Origin of the sequence: Mycobacterium riyadhense (assembly GCF_963853645.1) — a bacterium.
GTDB lineage: Bacteria > Actinomycetota > Actinomycetes > Mycobacteriales > Mycobacteriaceae > Mycobacterium > Mycobacterium riyadhense.
The window spans coordinates 4578316-4596518 of sequence record NZ_OY970456.1; the positions used below are offsets into that span (position 1 = coordinate 4578316).

At 68.2% G+C, this 18203-nt stretch carries 12 protein-coding genes; 5 read left to right on the forward strand and 7 right to left on the reverse strand.

What is annotated here, in order from left to right:
• Window positions 1-14 precede the first annotated feature (14 nt).
• Complete coding sequence (locus AADZ78_RS20150) at window positions 15-1094, forward strand: fatty acid desaturase (protein WP_085251257.1); 1080 nt, start codon at window positions 15-17, stop codon at window positions 1092-1094.
• Window positions 1095-1100: 6 nt separating this feature from the next.
• The gene (gene rd / locus AADZ78_RS20155) at window positions 1101-1280 is read left to right on the forward strand and encodes a rubredoxin (protein ID WP_085251244.1); all 180 of its coding nucleotides are present in this window, start codon (window positions 1101-1103) and stop codon (window positions 1278-1280) included.
• Window positions 1281-1305: 25 nt separating this feature from the next.
• On the opposite strand, the gene AADZ78_RS20160 is transcribed toward rd, so the two are convergent.
• On the reverse strand, window positions 1306-3243 hold the full coding sequence (locus tag AADZ78_RS20160) for a PE family protein (protein WP_204903353.1): 1938 nt from the start codon (window positions 3241-3243) through the stop codon (window positions 1306-1308).
• 279 nt (window positions 3244-3522) lie between these two features.
• Window positions 3523-5823 (reverse strand): PE family protein, encoded by a 2301-nt coding sequence (locus AADZ78_RS20165; RefSeq protein ID WP_204800632.1) that lies wholly within the window; start codon window positions 5821-5823, stop codon window positions 3523-3525.
• Between the two features lie 519 nt (window positions 5824-6342).
• Between AADZ78_RS20165 and AADZ78_RS20170 the strand changes: the two genes are divergently transcribed.
• The gene (locus AADZ78_RS20170; RefSeq protein WP_204080107.1) at window positions 6343-7551 is read left to right on the forward strand and encodes an IS4 family transposase; all 1209 of its coding nucleotides are present in this window, start codon (window positions 6343-6345) and stop codon (window positions 7549-7551) included.
• 211 nt (window positions 7552-7762) lie between these two features.
• Here the strand turns inward: AADZ78_RS20170 and tatB are convergent, their stop codons facing one another.
• The 4 genes from tatB to sigE form a co-directional block, all read right to left on the reverse strand.
• Window positions 7763-8152: a Sec-independent protein translocase protein TatB gene (gene tatB, locus AADZ78_RS20175; RefSeq protein ID WP_085252830.1), complete on the reverse strand. Its 390-nt coding sequence runs from the start codon at window positions 8150-8152 to the stop codon at window positions 7763-7765.
• A 161-nt stretch (window positions 8153-8313) separates the two neighbouring features.
• Window positions 8314-9828 (reverse strand): S1C family serine protease, encoded by a 1515-nt coding sequence (locus AADZ78_RS20180; RefSeq protein WP_085252829.1) that lies wholly within the window; start codon window positions 9826-9828, stop codon window positions 8314-8316.
• Between the two features lie 77 nt (window positions 9829-9905).
• A complete protein-coding gene (gene rseA / locus AADZ78_RS20185) occupies window positions 9906-10298 on the reverse strand; it encodes an anti-sigma E factor RseA (protein WP_085252828.1) in 393 nt (130 codons plus the stop codon).
• A gap of 170 nt (window positions 10299-10468) precedes the next feature.
• Complete coding sequence (gene sigE, locus AADZ78_RS20190) at window positions 10469-11218, reverse strand: RNA polymerase sigma factor SigE (protein WP_085252827.1); 750 nt, start codon at window positions 11216-11218, stop codon at window positions 10469-10471.
• 186 nt (window positions 11219-11404) lie between these two features.
• Here sigE and AADZ78_RS20195 point away from each other — a divergent pair, with 186 nt between their 5' ends.
• Window positions 11405-12082, forward strand: coding sequence for an O-methyltransferase (locus tag AADZ78_RS20195; RefSeq protein WP_204903352.1), 678 nt, complete (start codon window positions 11405-11407; stop codon window positions 12080-12082).
• A 77-nt stretch (window positions 12083-12159) separates the two neighbouring features.
• On the opposite strand, the gene AADZ78_RS20200 is transcribed toward AADZ78_RS20195, so the two are convergent.
• The gene (locus AADZ78_RS20200; protein ID WP_338101133.1) at window positions 12160-14769 is read right to left on the reverse strand and encodes a helix-turn-helix transcriptional regulator; all 2610 of its coding nucleotides are present in this window, start codon (window positions 14767-14769) and stop codon (window positions 12160-12162) included.
• A 271-nt stretch (window positions 14770-15040) separates the two neighbouring features.
• On the opposite strand from AADZ78_RS20200, the gene AADZ78_RS20205 reads away from it, so the two are divergent.
• Window positions 15041-18196, forward strand: a complete 3156-nt coding sequence (locus tag AADZ78_RS20205; RefSeq protein WP_139829014.1) for a PE family protein — start codon at window positions 15041-15043, stop codon at window positions 18194-18196.
• Window positions 18197-18203 lie beyond the last annotated feature (7 nt).

Below are 18203 nucleotides of genomic sequence, written 5' to 3' on the forward strand. Positions count from 1 at the left end.
TGGAGGAACTGCCCATGCGGATCGCGACTAGACTTCCAGCGGAACGAAGCCTCGCTCCAGCGGACGCCGATCGGATCGCGGACATCCGGTCCCAGCTGATCGGCATCGGCGACAATTTCCGCCGTCGCCATCCCTTGATTGCTCGGCACCAGGACACCATCGGTTTGGCGATCTTTGTGACCTCGATCGCCGGTGTGCTAGCCGACGCGGTCCTCTACGCGATCGGAGCGTTGCCTTGGTGGGTGGTGGTCCCGGTGACCGCGTTCTGGCTGTCACTCCTTCACGAACTCGAGCACGACCTCATCCACTCGATGTACTTCCGCAATCGCCGCTGGGTGCATAACTTCATGCTGTTCGGCGTGTGGTTCTTCCGGCCAAGCACCATCAACCCGTGGATCCGCCGGCGCCTACACCTACACCATCACGAGGTGTCCGGGACCGACTCCGATTTCGAAGAACGCGCCATCACCAATGGCGAGGGCTGGGGCACCCACCGCCTCGTGAGCCTCCTGGACTCGATGATCGGCATCTACACCAAGCGCATGCGGATGCGCTCGATCGTTAAGGATTACATCAAGCACCAGGCCCGCACCCGCGAAGAGGCGCGTCAGCTGGTGACCGAAAGCAAGCTGGCCTACTTCCCGCTGGGAAACGTGCATTATGCGTTGTGGCACCTGGTGATAGGTCTTCACATCTACGAGCTTGCCGCAGGGGTCACCATCCGCGGATGGGCCATGACCGGGCTGGACTTCATCGCCGTCACGCTGCTTGCGCCCAACGCGCTGCGGACATTTTGCCTGCACTTCGTAAGCTCGAACATGCATTACTTCGGCGACGTAGAGAAATACAACGTCCTCCAGCAGACCCAGGTATGGACCGCGAAATGGCTTCTGCCGTTTCACATCTTGTGCTTCAACTTCGGCGCCACGCATGCCATCCACCACTTCCTGGTGCGGGATCCGTTCTACATCCGCGAGGCCATCAAGACCCCCTGCCAGCAGGTGCTCCGCGCCAACGGGGTCCGGTTCAACGACTTCGGGACCTTCAAGCGGGCCAACAGGTTTGGCGTGCCGTTGGCGCCGATAGCGAAGTAGTCGACGATGAGCGTGGGAACAGTCCAGCTGTGGATCTGCGTGCGTTGCGGCATGATTTATGACCCTGCCGAGGGGGATCCAGATGGAGGTATCCCGCCCGGAACGGCCTTCGCTGATATCCCGGAGGGATGGGTCTGTCCGGTGTGCGGTGCGAGCAAGTCCGACTTCGTACCGTATGAGGACTGAACCAAGTCGGTTCGGCCGGCATTCATCAGCCGGGTTGGCCGGGTGTGCCGCTGTCCCCAGGATCGCCATCGACACCGGAAGTGCCGTCTGTGGACATCGGGTTGCCGGTACCGAGGCCACCCGCACCGCCGGCTCCGCCCGCACCACCCGCACCGCCGACGCCGCCAGCCCCACCTACACCCGCAGCAGCGCTTGCACCCGCCCGGCCCCAAAGCCATCCCGCAGCCCCGCCGGTGCCGCCGGCGCCTCCCGCTCCACCGTCACCGCCACCACCGCCGTCACCCCCGTCACCACCAACACCGCCGCCACCGCCATGGCCCGGAGCCGTGAACGAGGTTTGTCCGTTCCCGCCGGCGCCACCACTTCCGCCAACACCGCCCGCGCCGCCGGCGCCACCAAGACCGCCAGCACCGCCAATACCAGCGTCGCCGCCGTCGCCGAACAGCCCCGCGGCGCCGCCGTCGCCACCGACACCGCCCACCCCCCCGGCTCCACCCGCGGCCGCAGCGCCGCCCTTGCCGCCGGCTCCACCATCACCGCCGGTCGTACCGGTTGCCGTGGTCTCATAATTTTGAGTGGTGTCGGCCGCTCCCCCGATGCCCCCGGCACCGCCCCCGCCGCCGGGGGCGCCGGATCCTCCGAGGCCGCCAGCGCCCCCGTTGCCGCCGGGTCCGCCGTTGCCGACGAGCAGTCCGCCACGACCACCGGTACCCCCAGCGCCCCCCGTTCCGCCGGCTTCGCCGGAGATAGCACTGGCCGCCCCGTCACCTCCGCTCCCCCCGGCTCCGCCGGTCGCGAGACCGATGCCGTTGGGATTTTCAGGACTTTGAGCCGTCGCGGCCCCGCCCGCGCCGCCGGCGCCGCCCGCGCCGCCGGCGGAGCCGCCGTCAGCTCCGTTGCCGCCAGCGCCGCCGGTAGCGGAGGCCTCGGTGACATCGACGGTGCCGCTGTTGAGCTCGGCCGTCGCAGCCCCACCGGACCCGCCCGCCCCTCCGTTACCGCCATTGGCGCCCGCCGCACCCCCGTCGCCGCCCTTGCCGCCCGTGGCCTGCGCAAGATCAGCAGGGTCGCCTCCCTGGAACGCATTTGCCGAGCCGCCGGGCCCACCTTGACCACCGTTCTGGCCAGTCCCCCCGGCAGTACCCAGGCCACCGTTGGTACCGACGGCAGTCGTGGGTGCGCTTTCGTCGTCACCGGCGCTGCCGGTGTCAGCGGTGCCTGTCGGTGTGGGGTTGGCACCGTCGGCCCCGGCTAGACCGGTGCCGCCGTCCGCGCCCGCACCACCGTGGCCGAACAGGCCGGCGTTGCCGCCGTCACCGCCGCGCCCCGGGTTGCCCGCGTTAATGCCCGCCATAGCTCCGCCGCCGACCCCGCCACCGCCTCCATTGCCGCACAACCAGCCGCCGGCCCCGCCGTTGCCGCCAGTTGCGCCAGATCCGCCCGGTCCGCCGCTGCCACCGTTGCCAATCAGCCCAGCGTTGCCACCGTTGCCACCGGCTTGGCCAGCCGCGCCGGCGGCGCCGCTACCGCCGTTGCCCAACAGCAGTCCACCGTCGCCGCCGTTGCTGCCGGCTGTGCTGGCGTCGGCACCGTGACCGATCAGCGGGCGACCGAGCAGTGCCTCGGTGGGCGCATTGATGATATTCAATACCTGCTGTGCCACGTTTTGTAGCGGGGAGGCGTTGCTGGCTTCGGCGCTGGCGTAACTGGGCCCGACGTTGTTTAGTGCTTGCGCAAACTGGGCACAAGACTGCGCGATTTGAGCGCTGAGCGCTTGATAGCGCTGGGCGTAGGTGGAAAACAGCCCGGCGATCGCTACCGATACTTCGTCAGCACCGGCAGTGAGCAGGCTGGTAGTTGGCGGTACGGCTGCGGCGTTGGCTGCGCTTAGTGCGGAGCCAACGCTGTCCAACTCCGCTGCCGCTGCGACTATCGTCTGCGGCGCTGCAACCAGATATGACATCACTAGTCTCCTACCGAATGTCCATAGGACCTGCGCAAGTTATCGCAGCACGACTTGGTGGTGGCCCACTTTTGGGATTGTCCCTGCGCGAGCCAAAGTTCGCATGAACTCCCCATATTTTTCATTTCTCGCCACAGAGTCCTGGTCAAGGAGCGCGGCGACGAGCCGCGGCATCTTAAGGAGTTTGGTTGCCCGAATCGGCAATGAACTGCGATTTGAGATGCATTTCTAGAGGTACATAGGAATGCGAGCTGATTTCAACGAAAACGCCCGCTCGCCCTACGGCAGCCCATGTGTTCCGGCCTGCCCCAGTATTAGCCCGCCGTCACCACCAGCACCACCAGTGCCCGGCAGTGCTCCAGTCCCGCCGTTACCGCCGTTGCCGCCGTCGCCGATCAATGCCGCGTCGCCGCCGACGCCACCATTGCCGCCGGAACCGCCAGTACCACCGATCCCGCCGTCACCGCCGTTACCCCCATTCCCGATACGTGCGGCCATGCCGCCAATTCCGCCGGTACCACCGTCGCCGGCGGTGCCTCCGGCGCCGCCGGCCCCGCCGGCACCGCCAGCCCCGAACAACCCGCGGCCATGGCCGCCGTTTCCGCCGGCCCCGCCATCGTTGCCGCCCATCGCCGCGACGAGCCCCCCTGCACCGCCGGCCCCACCGGCACCACCGGCCCCGAACAACCCGCCGCCGATGCCACCAGCGCCACCAGCCCCTCCGTTGGCGCTGTTGACGGTAACCAACCCGCCCACGCCGCCCGCTCCACCGTTCCCGCCGGCCCCACCCGATCCGGCGATCAGCCCCCCTGCACCGCCGGCCCCTCCAGCGCCACCGTCGTCGATAGCCCCGACACCGCCGGCTCCGCCGGCTCCACCGATGCCGAACAGCCCGGCGTTGCCCCCATCTCCAGCGGCACCGCCAGCACCACCGGAACCGAATCCACCCGCTCCACCGGCCCCGCCAATGCCCAATAGCAATCCGCCGGCCCCGCCATTGCCACCGGCTCCGCCGCTGTCAAAGCCGGCCGGCCCGCCGTTGCCGCCGTCACCGCCCAAACCGAGCAGCCCGGCGTTACCGCCCTTCCCACCGACCCCGCCAAAGCCGCCTGCCGTCAGGGGACCGCTAAACCCACCGAGACCGCCGTGGCCGCCATTGCCCAACAGCCATCCGCCAGCCCCACCGTCCCCGCCGTTGCCGCCGTTGGCGCCGGCCGGGGTCAAACCGCCACCGATGCCGGTGCCGCCACCGCCACCGTTGCCACCGTTGCCCACTAGCAGTCCCGCGGCTCCGCCGGCCCCGCCGTCGCCGCCGTTCGCGGGAGCGCCCGGCAAGCCGACACCCGTGCCGCCGGTACCACCGCTACCACCGGGACCGAACAGAATGGCCTTACCACCGGCGCCGCCAGCCCCGCCGTCGCCTAGCCCGCCTTGGCCGCCCTGCCCACCCGCGCCGCCGGCCCCATAAAGCAGTCCACCGGTGCCGCCGGACCCGCCGGTAGCCCCTACACCAAGGAAGCCGGTGCCACCGACGCCGCCCGTGCCCCCATCGCCGAACAATCCAGCATTGCCGCCGGCCCCACCCTGCCCGCCCACGGGGCCCTCCGCGAACCCGCCAAACCCGCCGGCGCCGCCCTTGCCAAATAGCCACCCGCCGCCGCCGCCCGCCCCGCCAGCCCCGCCGATGCCGGTACTCGAAGACGCGGACCCACCCATTCCGCCGCCACCACCGACACCAAAAACGCCGGCCTCGCCGCCGTCACCACCGGCACCCCCGGTGGTCACGCCGGATCCACCGGAGCCTCCGGCCCCGCCAGCCCCGACGGACAACAGCCCGGCACGGCCGCCATGACCGCCCTCACCGCCGCCGACAGACGTGCCGATGCCGCCGGTCCCACCGGCACCGCCATGGCCGTACAGCAACCCCCCATTGCCGCCGGTGCCACCCACGCCCCCGTTGCTCCCGCCGCTGCCGCCGCCACCCCCTGCACCGCCGTTGCCGTACAGCAACCCCCCGTTCCCGCCGGCACCCCCTCTAGTCGTGCCGGTGCCGCCGGCGCCGCCGGCCCCCCCGTTGCCAAACAACCCAGCGGCGCCGCCGTCACCGCCGTCTTGGCCGGCCCCGCCGGACCCGCCGGACCCGCCGTTGCCGATTAAGAGCCCGCCGTCCCCGCCGTCTGCCCCGGTCCCCGGCGACCCGTTGCTGCCGTTGCCAATCAGGGGACGTCCCAACAGCGCCTGGGTGGGCGCATTGATCGCCTCCAGCACCTCGTGCTGCGCAGTATGCAACAACGTGGCATTGGTCGCCTCGGCGCTGCCATATGCACCAGCTGCCGCGTTCAGACGCCGCATGAACTCGGTATAGAACGCCCGTGCCTGCGCGCTAACCGCCTGATAGTCGATCGCGTGGGCGGAAAACGCCGACGCGACGGCTGCTGAGATATCGTCACCGCCCGCGGCGGCTACCTCGGTGATGGGTACGGCTGCAGCCATGTTGGCTGCGACGAGCGCCGCGCCGATGCTCTGCACATCCGTTGCCGCTGCGACGAGCATCCCTGGGGTCGCCACCAGATAGGACATCACTATTCTCCAACCGGTTGTCGGCGGGCATCGAGTGGATCCGAACTACTATCGCGTGTCGAGGTAATGGCGCCGCCCGGCACCTGCTCAGCGAACCACCCACCACTATCGCTAACAATGGACACGGTTCGCAGGTAATTCGTATTTGTCATTAGCGGGACAGTGGGCACCAAAGGCCCGAATCCGCGGATGGGGTCACGGTGACAGTGATGAGCATGGCCCGAGCACCAGCCGCCCGGCGATTGCGTCGGCGAACATCCTCTCCATAATCGAGCCGCGACGTCGCATGATATCGGCGTCGGCGACCGCTGCGGTTGACTTGATGAACGCGAGGAGTCGCACAGCGAGTACCTTTCCAGTGCCGGTCGGGTTGTCGTCGAGAACACCAACCATCCCGGCTGAGACAACTTTCCGCCTACCAGACTCGCGCAGTCGTCAAGCAACTCGGTGGATCAAACTAGGTACCGATTTAGGTCCAATACCGTTCAGTTAAGGTTACATGGGTGTAGTTTATGACCTATGCCTCGTGCGGGTTGGCGGAAGCCTGAGTCGGATCGCCGGTTGTCAGATTTGGTGTCGGTGGGGGTGCTGACGCGGGTGTTTCCCGCAACGGTGGTGGATGAGGTGATCGAGCAGGCCGGTCGCACTCAGCAGCGGCATCGGTCGTTGCCGGCGCGGGTGATGGCGTATTTCGCGATCGCGATGGGCCTGTATTCAGAGGGCTCGTATGAGGATGTGTTGGCCCAGCTCACTGATGGTTTGGCGTGGGCGTCGGGGTGGCGTGAAGAGTATCGACTGCCGGGTAAGTCGGCGATCTTTCAGGCTCGTGAGCGGCTGGGATCGGCCCCGTTGGCCAGCTTGTTTTCCCGGGTAGCCCGCCCGTTAGCCGGACCGCAAACCCCAGGGGCTTGGCTGGCCGAGCGGCGGCTGGTGGCCATCGACGGCAGCTGTCTGGATGTGGCCGACACCCCAGCCAACGACGAGTACTTCAGTCGTCCGGGGGCCGGCGGCAGGGGTGAGAAGGCCGCATTTCCGCAGGCCCGGATCCTGGGGCTGGCCGAGTGTGCCACGCATGCGGTCTTCGCCGCAACGATCGGTGGTTACCGTGACTCGGAGGCCAAACTCGCCGAAAAGCTGCTGGATGCTCTCACGCCGGACATGCTGCTGCTGGCTGATCGCGGGTTCTTCTCGTATGCCTTGTGGCGCAAAGCCCTTGCGACCGGAGCCGACCTGTTGTGGCGAGTACGCACCGACGCCTACGCGCCACAACCGGTGCATGTGCAGGATCTTGCTGACGGCTCGTGGCTGGCGCATCTGCAGTCCAGCGCTGACCGTCGCAGCGAGCCGATGCTGGCACGAGTCATCGACTACACCATCGACGACGGACGCGAAAACTCCACCAGCTACCGGCTATTCACCACGCTGACCGATCCCGAACAGGCCCCCGCCGTCGAGTTGGCCGCCGCCTACGCCCAGCGCTGGGAGATCGAGAACACCTTCGACGAACTCAAAACCCATCAACGCGGACCCCAGGTGGTGCTGCGCTCGAAGTCCCCTGATCTTGTCCTACAAGAGATTTGGGGACATCTGTGCTGTCACTACGCCATTCGTACCCTGATGGCCCAGGCCGCCGAACACGCCGGCGAGGACCCCGACCGGGTCAGTTTCACCGCCGCGCTGCGCATCACCCGCCAATCCGTCGCCCAACAGGGCGCATTTCCCCCCTGAGGACCCCCAAGCCGCCGATCAGCACTGGTGGGCCTTCCTGCGCCGCCTGCTCGACCGACTCAACCCCGCCAGGCGCCGACGATCCGCACCACGGGTGATCAAACGCAAAATGTCCAAATGGCACGTCAAACGCGCAACTCACGCTCACTGGCCCCAACCCCAACGCCCACCAGACGTCACGACTCTCCGCCTTAACTGAACGGTATTGGATTTAGGTCGCGTCAGGGTCGAACGGCGGACGCTCCGGGTCCGGCGTGGGCAGTTCGGCCCCCGACCGCTCCGCCGGCTCGGCCGGCTCGGTCGGCTTGTCGAAGTTGCCGGTGAAGATGGAGTCGTCGCCATCGAGGAGGTGCTTGGTCAGCGCGGCGCGCGGTGTCATGCCCCGCAGTTTTTGCAGCTCGCCGAGATGTCCACGGAGGTCGTCGAATTCGGGTCCCATGTCCTCGCGCAGCTGGTTGGTCACACCGCTGAGGTAATCGCGCGCCTGCCGCAGCGCGCTCGCCGACCAGCGGATGGCGCCCGGGAGCCGCTCCGGGCCAAGCACCACCAGCCCGACCACGACGAGTACGAGCATTTCCCCCCAACCGATGTTGGCGAACACCTAGGTCGGATGGTGATGACCCGCTGCGCCCGGCTGCGCCGCGCTTGCGATCATCACGGTCGGATGGTGATGACCCGCTGCGCCCGGCTGCGCCGCGCTTGCGATCATCACGGTCGGATGGTGATGACCCGCTGCGCCCGGCTGCGCCGCGCTTGCGATCATCACGAGCTCGTATCGGGGTCAGGTTTCACCGTCAGCGTGACGTTCCGACCGTCGCGGACCACTTCTATCGGGGCGTCCTGTCCGATGGTCAGCTGACGCACGGCGACGACGAACTCGTCGGAGTCGGCGACCTTGCGGTTACCGACCTTGACTATCACGTCGTTTTCCAGGATGCCGCCCTTCTGCGCGGGGCTTCCTGCCTTCACATTGGCAACCTGGGCGCCCGATGCGATCGCGTTACTCACCGAGCGGGTGCTGATCCCGATTGTCGGGTGCACGATCTTGCCGTCTTTGATCAGGGTTTGCGCAACGAATTTCATCTCGTTGACCGGGATCGCGAAGCCCAGCCCGCTCGCGCTGTCCGACAGCGACTTGCCGGCGGTGTTGATGCCGATCACCTGGGAATCCATGTCGATGAGCGGACCGCCGGAGTTGCCGTGGTTGATCGAGGCGTCGGTCTGCAAGGCGTCGATGACGGTATCGGTGTCGGAGCCCTCCCCCGACAACGGGACGGGCCGGTGCAGCGCGCTGATGATGCCGTGCGTCACCGTGCTGCGCAGTCCCAGTGGCGCACCCGCGGCAAGGACCTCGTCGCCGACGCGCACCTTGCCGGAATCACCGAGCCGGGCAACCGTCAGATTGTCGACATTGTCGACCTTGAGGACGGCCAGGTCGGTCTTGGGATCGCGGCCCACCAGGTTGGCCGGCACTTCTTTGCCGTCGTTGAACACCACGGTCGTCTTGAACCGGCTGGGACTGTTGGCCGCCTCCGAAATCACGTGGTTGTTGGTGACGATGTAGCCGCGGCCGTCAATGATGACACCAGAACCCTGCATGCCCTCCTGGTCGCTTTTCGATTCGATGGTCACCACCGCGTCGGCTATGGCGGCCGCAACCTTGGTGAACCGGCCGGCCGGCTCTTCGGCATTGCCGCTGGTCGACAACGTCACCTTCGATGTGGTGAACGCCTCGACGACTTCGGCCGTCTTGCGGCCGATCACGCCGCCGATCACGCCGATCACCAAAGCGACCAGCAGCAGGATGGTCAGCGCGAGGTAGGACACCTTGCCGCCGAACAACACGTCACGCACGCCGAGCTTGCCGCCGTAGCCCAGTGAGCCGTGCGATATCGGCGGAGCTACCGCGGGCGCCCCCAAAGCCGCCGCCGCGCCGGGATCACGCCACGGGTCGTCCGGCGCGTCTTGGCCGCCGTCTTTCTCGGCAGCCAGCGCGCCAGCATCGATCGGATGACGCTGCAACGACTCGGCACCGCGGTAGGGACGGCCGAATGCCTCCTCCAGCACCGGGTCGGCGGGTTGATCGTGTGGCCTGAACTCAACCTGGTCCCGATACATCTGCGGACGCACCCGCTCCGCCACAAAGGATCCCTGCTGCCCGGACGGACGCCCGAACGCTTGACGCGACGCGGGGTCAACAGGTGGGCGGGCAACGGGGCGCGGCGCCAGGCGGGGGTGGCTGTCTTGGCCGCTGTTACTGCCTTGGTCGGAGGTCATTCATCCTCTTCTGAGCGTTCGAGACAAGAAGCTGGCACACGCGCCAGGTGGGCACGGCGTTTGTTGTGTCCACCCTACTAGCGGCGCTTTCGCTGGTCGCGGGCGTCGCGCTCGGCGAAGCCGTCAGATAACGGCGCCGGGTCGTCGATCCGGTGATGCGGAATCTCAGACAGCTGTCCGAGCAGCGTGCTGGGGATGCGGATCGGACGGGAGTCGCGCAGTGCGGCGCGCGCCCGGCTCTGGTCGTCAACTTCGGCCGCGCATTGGGGGCACAGCGACAGGTGGTGCGCCGCGCGCAAGTGTGCGTTCATCCGCAGCTCACCATCCACGAACGCCGCGATGGCCTCGATCGAGAGGTGCTCGGTGGACCGGAATCGGCGCGGCGCCCCAACCGGCGCGTCGCTTTGGGAGGCGAATTGTGCGGGAAGCCACGAGAACGCGCGTCGGAACACATGTCCTCGGTCGGCCATCACCCAGCTCCTTCCCTGCCTCTTCGCTGCCCATTTTCAAGCCTCGGGTACCTCGAATGTAGCGCGGCACGGTCCCTCATCACCATCATCCGACGACAAAACCCCAGGATTTGGGACCGGTTGGCAATCAAGCAGTGGCCAAACCGATGGCTCGAGCCTCAGCAGATCGCTTAGCTGGCCGAGCGGTACAGCTCGCCTTGTTCGTGATGCGCGGCCAGGTAATCCCGTAGCGCCTGCCGGCCGCGGTGGATGCGGCTGCGGACCGTGCCGAGCTTCACGCCCAGGGTGGCGCCAATCTCCTCGTAGGACAGACCTTCGATGTCGCACAGCACCACCGCGGCACGAAACTCAGGCGGCAGCGAATCCAGCGCGGCCTGCAGGTCCGGCCCCAGGCGGGAGTCGTGATAGATCTGCTCCGGATTGGGCTCGTCGGCCGGCACCCGGTCGTAGTCCTCGGGTAACGCCTCCATCCGAATGCGGGCCCGGCGGCGGACCATGTCGAGGAACAGGTTCGTGGTGATGCGGTGCAGCCAGCCCTCGAAGGTGCCGGGCTGGTAGTTCTGGACGGACCGGAAGACCCTGATGAAGGTCTCCTGCGTCAGGTCCTCAGCGTCTTGCTGATTACCGGAAAGCCGATAGGCCAACCGGTACACCCGGTCGGCGTGCTGTCGTACCAGCTCGTCCCACGACGGCAGGGTGGCCTTGTCCCCGGTCGCGTCGAATACTGCGGTGCCGTACAACGCGTCGGACTGCTCAACCCACTCATCGTCGCGGATCTGCTGGGGATGCGACATGGTGGTCGGGCTCAAGGTGGTGATAATCAGTTCCTCCGGGTTTCCCTTGTCATCAAGGGTTGGCGATTGTTCAAGGCGGGCAACGCGAGGTTGCCATTCCGTATTCCCGCGTGCTCCGCGTTCCATACCGATACCGTCGCGTACCGGCGTATGCGCGGTATATGAGCAATCTGAGCTTTAGCTGAGAAACCGTTTCGTTACCTGCATTATGCAGCGCTTATGGACCAGCGCGCGATTTTTGTCCCGCTGGCCGCCCGGGCGTGTCTAGCGCGCCTGTCTGGCTGCGCCGCGGGTCCGGCATACGCTGCGGTCATGGACGGTACCGATAACACTTCCGGCCAGGAGACCCGCAGTCGGGCTCCCAGTCAGGCAGAGGCACTGTTCGCCCACGCAGAGGAATCGATATCGGAAGACGCCATCCTGGCAAGCGCCCGCGAGCGGGCCATTGACATCGGAGCCGGGGCAGTGACACCGGCCGTAGGTGCCCTGCTGAGCCTGCTGACCAAGCTCAGCGGTGGCAAGGCCGTCGCCGAGGTGGGCACCGGTGCGGGTGTCAGCGGCCTGTGGCTGCTATCGGGCATGAGCGACGACGGCGTGTTGACCACAATCGACATCGAGCCTGAGTTTCTACGGCTTGCCAAGCAGGCGTTCTCCGAGGCCGGCATCGGGCCGTCGCGCACCAGACTGATCAGCGGCCGCGCCCAAGAGGTGCTGACCCGGCTGGCCGACGAATCGTATGACCTGGTGTTCATTGACGCCGACCCGATCGACCAGCCCGATTATGTGGTTCAGGGTGTTCGGCTGCTGCGGTCCGGCGGAGTCATAGTCGTGCACCGGGCGGCGCTGGGCGGGCGGGCCGGCGATCCCGCGGCGCGCGATGCCGAGGTAACCGCGGTCCGCGAGGCGGCGCGGCTAATCGCCGAGGACGAGCGGCTCACCCCGGCGTTGGTGCCGCTGGGCGACGGCGTTCTGGCTGCAGTGCGCGACTAACTCCGCCGAGCAGACGCATAATCGCCCGGGAACGCTCGTTCCCGGGCGATTATGCGTCTGCTCGGCGGAGTTGGCGACTAACGATCGAACTCCTGGACGACCTTCGCCAGTTCTGCGCGAGTAGCGATTCCGGCCTTGAAGGTGGCGCGATAGATGTGCCCTTCGACAGTGCGGACAGACAGCGACAAGACCTCGGCGATCTCCCGGTTGGTGAGGCCCCTCGACACCAGAAGTGCGATCTCGCGTTGCCGGTGGCTGAACGGAAAAGCTATTTTGGCCCCCGCAAGCGCCGGACTGGTCGCGCGGCCGCAACGTTTGGCCAGACTCTCGGCACGAGCTGCCGCAGTCAAGGCGCTCCCGTTCCGATTGGCCACGCGGTAGGCCGATGACGCATGGGCGGTCGCGTCCGCGGCGGCAAGCAGATCGCCCATCGCTTCAAAGTCCGCGGCTACCGCTTCGAGTTCCGCCGGGGCGTCGTCGGCGAGCGCTTTCGCGTAGCGCGCAGCGATCGGTGCGCGTGACCCCTCGACGAGGGTGCTCAACTCGGCTAGTCGGTCCGCCACGCCTACGTCGTAAAACTGAACCGAGGTCTGCAGGCACATGACTTCGCTGGCCAACAGGCCGCGCCGGCGTGCGAACGTGGCGGCTAGCGCGGCTGTGTCACGTGCACGCTCGATCCGCCCCTGCGCGGCTGCCACCCAGGCCTGGGCCAGCAGGTATGTGACTTCGAGATACAAAAGATGGGCTCGGCGGACCTCAGCGGCTCGCTCGAGCGCGCGCACCGCGTCCTCGACGTATCCCGATCGTGCCAGCGCCGTCGTGTAGTGAACCTGGTACCGATACGTGTGCCCCATGATCAGCCCGAATTGCCCCAGATCCAGCTGGCCGGGATGCAAGCGTCGCCGAGCCACCGCGAGGTCGCCGGCGGCCAGGGCCACCATTCCGATGTTGGCGGAGCAAAGCCTGCGCGCCACCGGCGCCATCCTGGCGCACCGGCGGTAGGCCTGTTGGGCCACCTCAGTCGCCCCCGTAAGGTCGCCGGCGAGCACCAGCACGTGGGTGTGTAACTTGGCGAGGTTGGCCGCGTTGAACGCGTCGGGGGCGTCATCCAGGATTCCCCAACAGCTTGCCGCCTCGCGGCGAACCTGGCTGAGGTGCCCGCGCTCCCCATGGGCGAACGCCCGCATCCCCAGGCAGACGACGGCACCGTAATTGTCGAGTTCCTCGGGATCGGCGGCGTATAACGCATTGATGGCGGCTACCGGGTTCGCGGTGAATCCCAAGTGCAATCCGAGCAATGTATTGAGCTGATGCACGCGGATACCGGTCGAACCTTGCAATGCTCGCTCGACCAGGCACACAGCTTCGTCCGGCTGCGCGAACCCGAACAAGAGGTTCATCGCCATCAGGCTGAAATCGTTGAGGAAGTCGGTGCCGCGCAGCTCGTCGGGGCGGATCCGGCTCAGTTCGGCCTGCGCGTCGCTAGCCTTTCCGAGGAGAAACAGACAGTAGGCGTGCTGGAGTTTCGCCCCGATGCCGCCGCCGGCGTCGACCGCGGCGCGCGCGCAGCGCTCGGCGAACCCGATATCGAGTTGCGCCAAGCCGGCCCCCGCGGCTGCCAACAAGATGTCGGCGTCGGGCGGCAGATCCGATTCGAGCCAGAGCAACCCCAGCTGGGCGGGATCAACCGGGGCGGTGTTGTGGGGGCTGGCCAACGCCGTGGCAAGGCGACCGCGCAGCCGACTCTGCCGCAGCTGACCGCAGTGTGCCAGCGTGACAGCGGAATAAAGCGGGTGCGCGACCCGGATGACGTCGGGTGTTGCTTCGTCGGCGCGGATCAGTCCGAGCCGCTCGGCCTCCGCCGACGCCTCACAGTCGGTGAGCGAGTTGAGCAAGGATCGACTAATCGATCCTGCGACCGCGACCAAATCGACGGCCTCCTGTACGGATTCGGTGAGAGCACCGAATTGCATCTGCACCAAGTCCCGCAAGGACGGTGACACCATCGGAGCCGCACGCAGACTCCACATGCCGTCGTCCTCGAGAAGGTTTCCAGCGGCACGTTCCGCAACGATGATGTGGGTCAGGTAGGCGGGGGTACCGCGTGTCAAATCCCAAAGCTGCTCGGCGCAATCGCCGCTAACCTGTCCGCCCAATGCGCTGCGAAGTAGATCATCGCTTTCGGATCGCGATAGTGGGGGCAAGTCGACTCGGCGAAGGATTCCTTCTTTCCATGGCATCATCACCGCGTCCGGCGCTGGCGCGCCGCTGCGGACCGTGATCAGGACCTTGACCGTCCGATTTTGCAGGAGGCTGTACACCACGAAGGCCGACAGATTGTCGAGCAGATGCGCATCGTCGATGCTGATCAGCATCCGGTCTGACGCGCCCGCATCGGTCATCGCGGCAACCACCTGATGGGCGGCGTGATGCGGGTTCTCGTGACTCCCGGTTGACCATTTGGTGAAGGCGCCCAACGCAATTGACTGCGCGGTGACGGTAGCGGCGACACGGTGCACAACCCAGCCCAGTGCCGCGGCTGCTGCGGCCGCTTCCTCGGCAAGCCGCGTCTTGCCGGCGCCCGCATCGCCAACCATAAGCACGCCACGACAGTCGTCGGCTCCGAGTGCGTCGGAAATCACTCGAAGTTCCTTGCCCCGGCCTATTAAGGGGCAACGGTCCGTCACATGACGAATGTAGGTTCTGGTGTCAGTTCATACTTGCCGTTCGGCCGATATTTTCTGTGTCGTTCGTGTGCGATGTTTTGCGGTCGCGCATTGATCAGGCAGTCCCGTCGCTCACCTCGGCCGGTCTGAATGGGGTAGTTCGATGGGGGTTGACGGTTGGGGGTCAGGTAGTCGGCTACGGGGCCCTGCATCCGTTTGTTAGTCGACGATTTGAACCGTCGGGAGTTTCTTTCTGCGTGCGAGGAAAGCCTCGTCGTGATGGGGGCCGCTGATGTCGTCATTTGTGATCGCGACGCCCGGGTCGTTGGCGGCGGCCGCGGCGGATTTGACCGTGATCGGAGACGCGATCGGGGCAGCCCGTGTGGCTGCGGCCGGCTCGACGACCCAGGTGGTATCGGCGGCCGGTGATGAGGTATCGGCAGCGATTGCGCAGTTGTTCGGCACTTACGGGCGCGAGTACCAGGCGCTAAGTGCTCAGGCGGCAGCGTTTCACGAGCAATTCGTAGCCGCTCTGAACGGGGCCGGTGCCGCCTACGCCGCGGCCGAAGCCGCCAACGCCAACCCGTTGCAGACCCTCGAGCAAAACGTGTTGGGCGCGATCAACGCACCCACCGAATGGCTGCTGGGGCGCCCGCTAATCGGCGATGGCGCCGACGGGGCGCCCGGAACCGGGCAAAACGGCGGGCCGGGCGGATTGTTGTGGGGCAACGGCGGCAACGGAGGCTCGGGGGCGCCCGGCCAGGCCGGCGGCCGGGGCGGCGACGCCGGGCTGTTGGGTCATGGCGGCAACGGTGGGCTCGGCGGGGCCGGCAATGTCGGGCAGGCCGGCATCGACGGCAGTGGCGCTGCCGGCGGTAGCGGCGGTAACGGTGGTCATGGCGGGGCCGGGGGCAACGGTGGGCTGCTGTTCGGCAACGGCGGGGCCGGCGGGAGCGGCGGCAACGGCGGCAACGGCGGCAATGGCGGTGCGGGCGCGGCCGACACCGGCTCCGGCGGCGGCAACGGAGGCGACGGCGGTGACGGCGGCAAAGCAGGTCAGGGCGGGACCGGCGGCGCCGGCTCACTATTGTTCGGCCACGCGGGCGCCGCTGGTCACGGCGGTAGTGGCGGTGACGGCGGCAACGGCGGCAACGGCGGCACAAGCACCACAGGCACCGGCGGCAACGGCGGCAACGGCGGGGACGCGACTGATGGCGGCAACGGCGGCGACGGCGGCAACGGCGCCACGGGCTTCTTCGGCGGCAACGGCGGCAACGGCGGCAACGGCGCCACGGGCGGCGACGGCGGCGACGGCGGCGTCGGCACCACCGCCTCCGGCGGGAACGGCGGCAGCGGCGGCAGCGCAACCATCGCTGCCGGGGACGGAACCGCCATCGGAGGCAATGGCGGCCGAGGCGCTTGGGGCGAAACGCGCGGGGGCGACGGGGGCACGGGAGGGGCTGCGCACAACCTTGCGACCGGAAACGCCATCGGCGGCAACGGCGGCCATGGCGGCGGCAGCACCAGCCAGAACGGCGATGGCGGCGGCACCGGCGGCACCGGCGGCAGTGCAACCATCGCGGGCGGAAACGGAATTGCCGCCGGCGGTAGCGGCGGCAATGGCGGCACCAGCGTCACAGGAGCCGGCGGCGACGGTGGTAACGGCGGCAGCGCAACCGTCGCGGCCGGCGGCGGCAACGCCATCGGCGGCGACGCCGGCCGAGGCGCGGGCGGCGCTTCTCGAGGAGGCAACGGCGGCGCCGGAGGAGAAGCGAACAACTACGGAACCGGAAACGCCGACGGCGGCAGGGGTGGCAACGCCAGCTTCGCCAACAACGGCACCGGTGGTATAGGCGGTAACGGAGGAAGCGCATCCGTCGCGGGCGGCGGGATCGCCGTCGGCGGCGACGGCGGCAGCGGCGGTGACGGTGCGACCGGCGGGAACAGCGGCGGCACTGGAGGCGCCGCGTTCAACTTCGGAACCGGAAGCGCCTTCGGCGGCGCCGGTGGCAGCGGGGGCTTCAGCGGCGCCGGAATCGGCGGCTTAGGCGGTAGCGGCGGCAACGCAACGAGCGCGGGCGGAAACGGAATCGCCGCTGGCGGCAGCGGCGGCAACGGCGGCACCAGCGCAACATTCGTCGGCGGCGGCGGTGGTGCCGGCGGCGGCGCGTCCGTCGATGCCGGCGGTGGAAACGCCATCGGCGGCAACGGCGGCCAAGGCGGCGTCGGCTCATCCGGCGCAGGCAACGGGGGAACCGGAGGGGAAGGGATCAACCACGGAGCCGGAAACGGCATCGGTGGCAACGGCGGCACCGGGGGCAACATCGGCAATGACGGGCTAAGCCCCGGGGCCGCCGCGGGCAACGGCGGCACCGGCGGCGCCGGCCAAACCTACGGAGTCGGAAACGCCAACGGCGGCAACGGCGGCCGGGGCGGTGACGGCTACGTCGGCGGCAGCGGCGGCACTGGCGGCGCCGGACAAACCTACGGAGCTGGAAACGCCAACGGCGGCATCGGCGGCAACGGCGGCAGCGGGTCCATAGGCCTCGGGGGCGACGCTGGCAGCGGCGGCAGCGCGACCAACCTATCGGGAACCGGAGCGGGAAACGCCACCGGCGGCAATGGCGGGCAGGGCGGCAGCGGCGGTGCCGGCGGGAAGGGCGGCGCCGGCGGCAGCGGCTACACCAACGGGATTGGAAACGCAACCGGCGGCAACGGCGGGAACGGGACTACCTACGGCGGTGACGGCGGCAGCGGGACGCGGTTTGCCACAGTCGGCGGCGGTACCGCCACCGGCGGCGACGGCGGCAGCGGCGCGGTTGGCGGAGCCGGAGGCAGAGGCCTCGCCTTTTCCGGGGACGCCCGTGGCGGCATGGGCGGGACCGGCACCTTGGTCGGCGGCGACGGCGGCGATGCCTTGAACGGCGGAGCGGGAAACGCCATCGGCGGCGACGGCGGCGACGGGGCCGCCGGCACCGGCGGAAACGGCGGAAACGGCGGCAGCGGAGGTCAAGCCACCAACACCGGAACCGGAAACGCCGTCGGCGGCACCGGAGGCAACGGCGGCGATAGCTCCGGCGGCTCCGGCGGCAAGGGCGGCAACGGCGGCAAAGCGACCGTCATGGCCCCCTTTGGGGGATCGCCTGGCCCCGGTAGCGCGGCGGGCGGCCTTGGCGGGAACGGCGGCAACGGCGACAGCGGCGGAAACGGCGGCAGCGGCGGTCAAGGAATTAACCATGGAACCGGATCTACCGCAGGTGGCGCCGGCGGCGGCGGCGGAGACGGCGTCGGAGGCAGCAGTAGCGGCGGTGACGGCGGCGCAGGCGGCGATGCAAAGGCAGTCAACACGGGTCTAGCCACCGCCGGCATCGGCGACACCCCGGGGCAGGGGGGACCGGGCGGTACAAACGGTTCACCAGGCTCCGCCGGGACGGTCAGCCCCCTTTAGCGCGAGC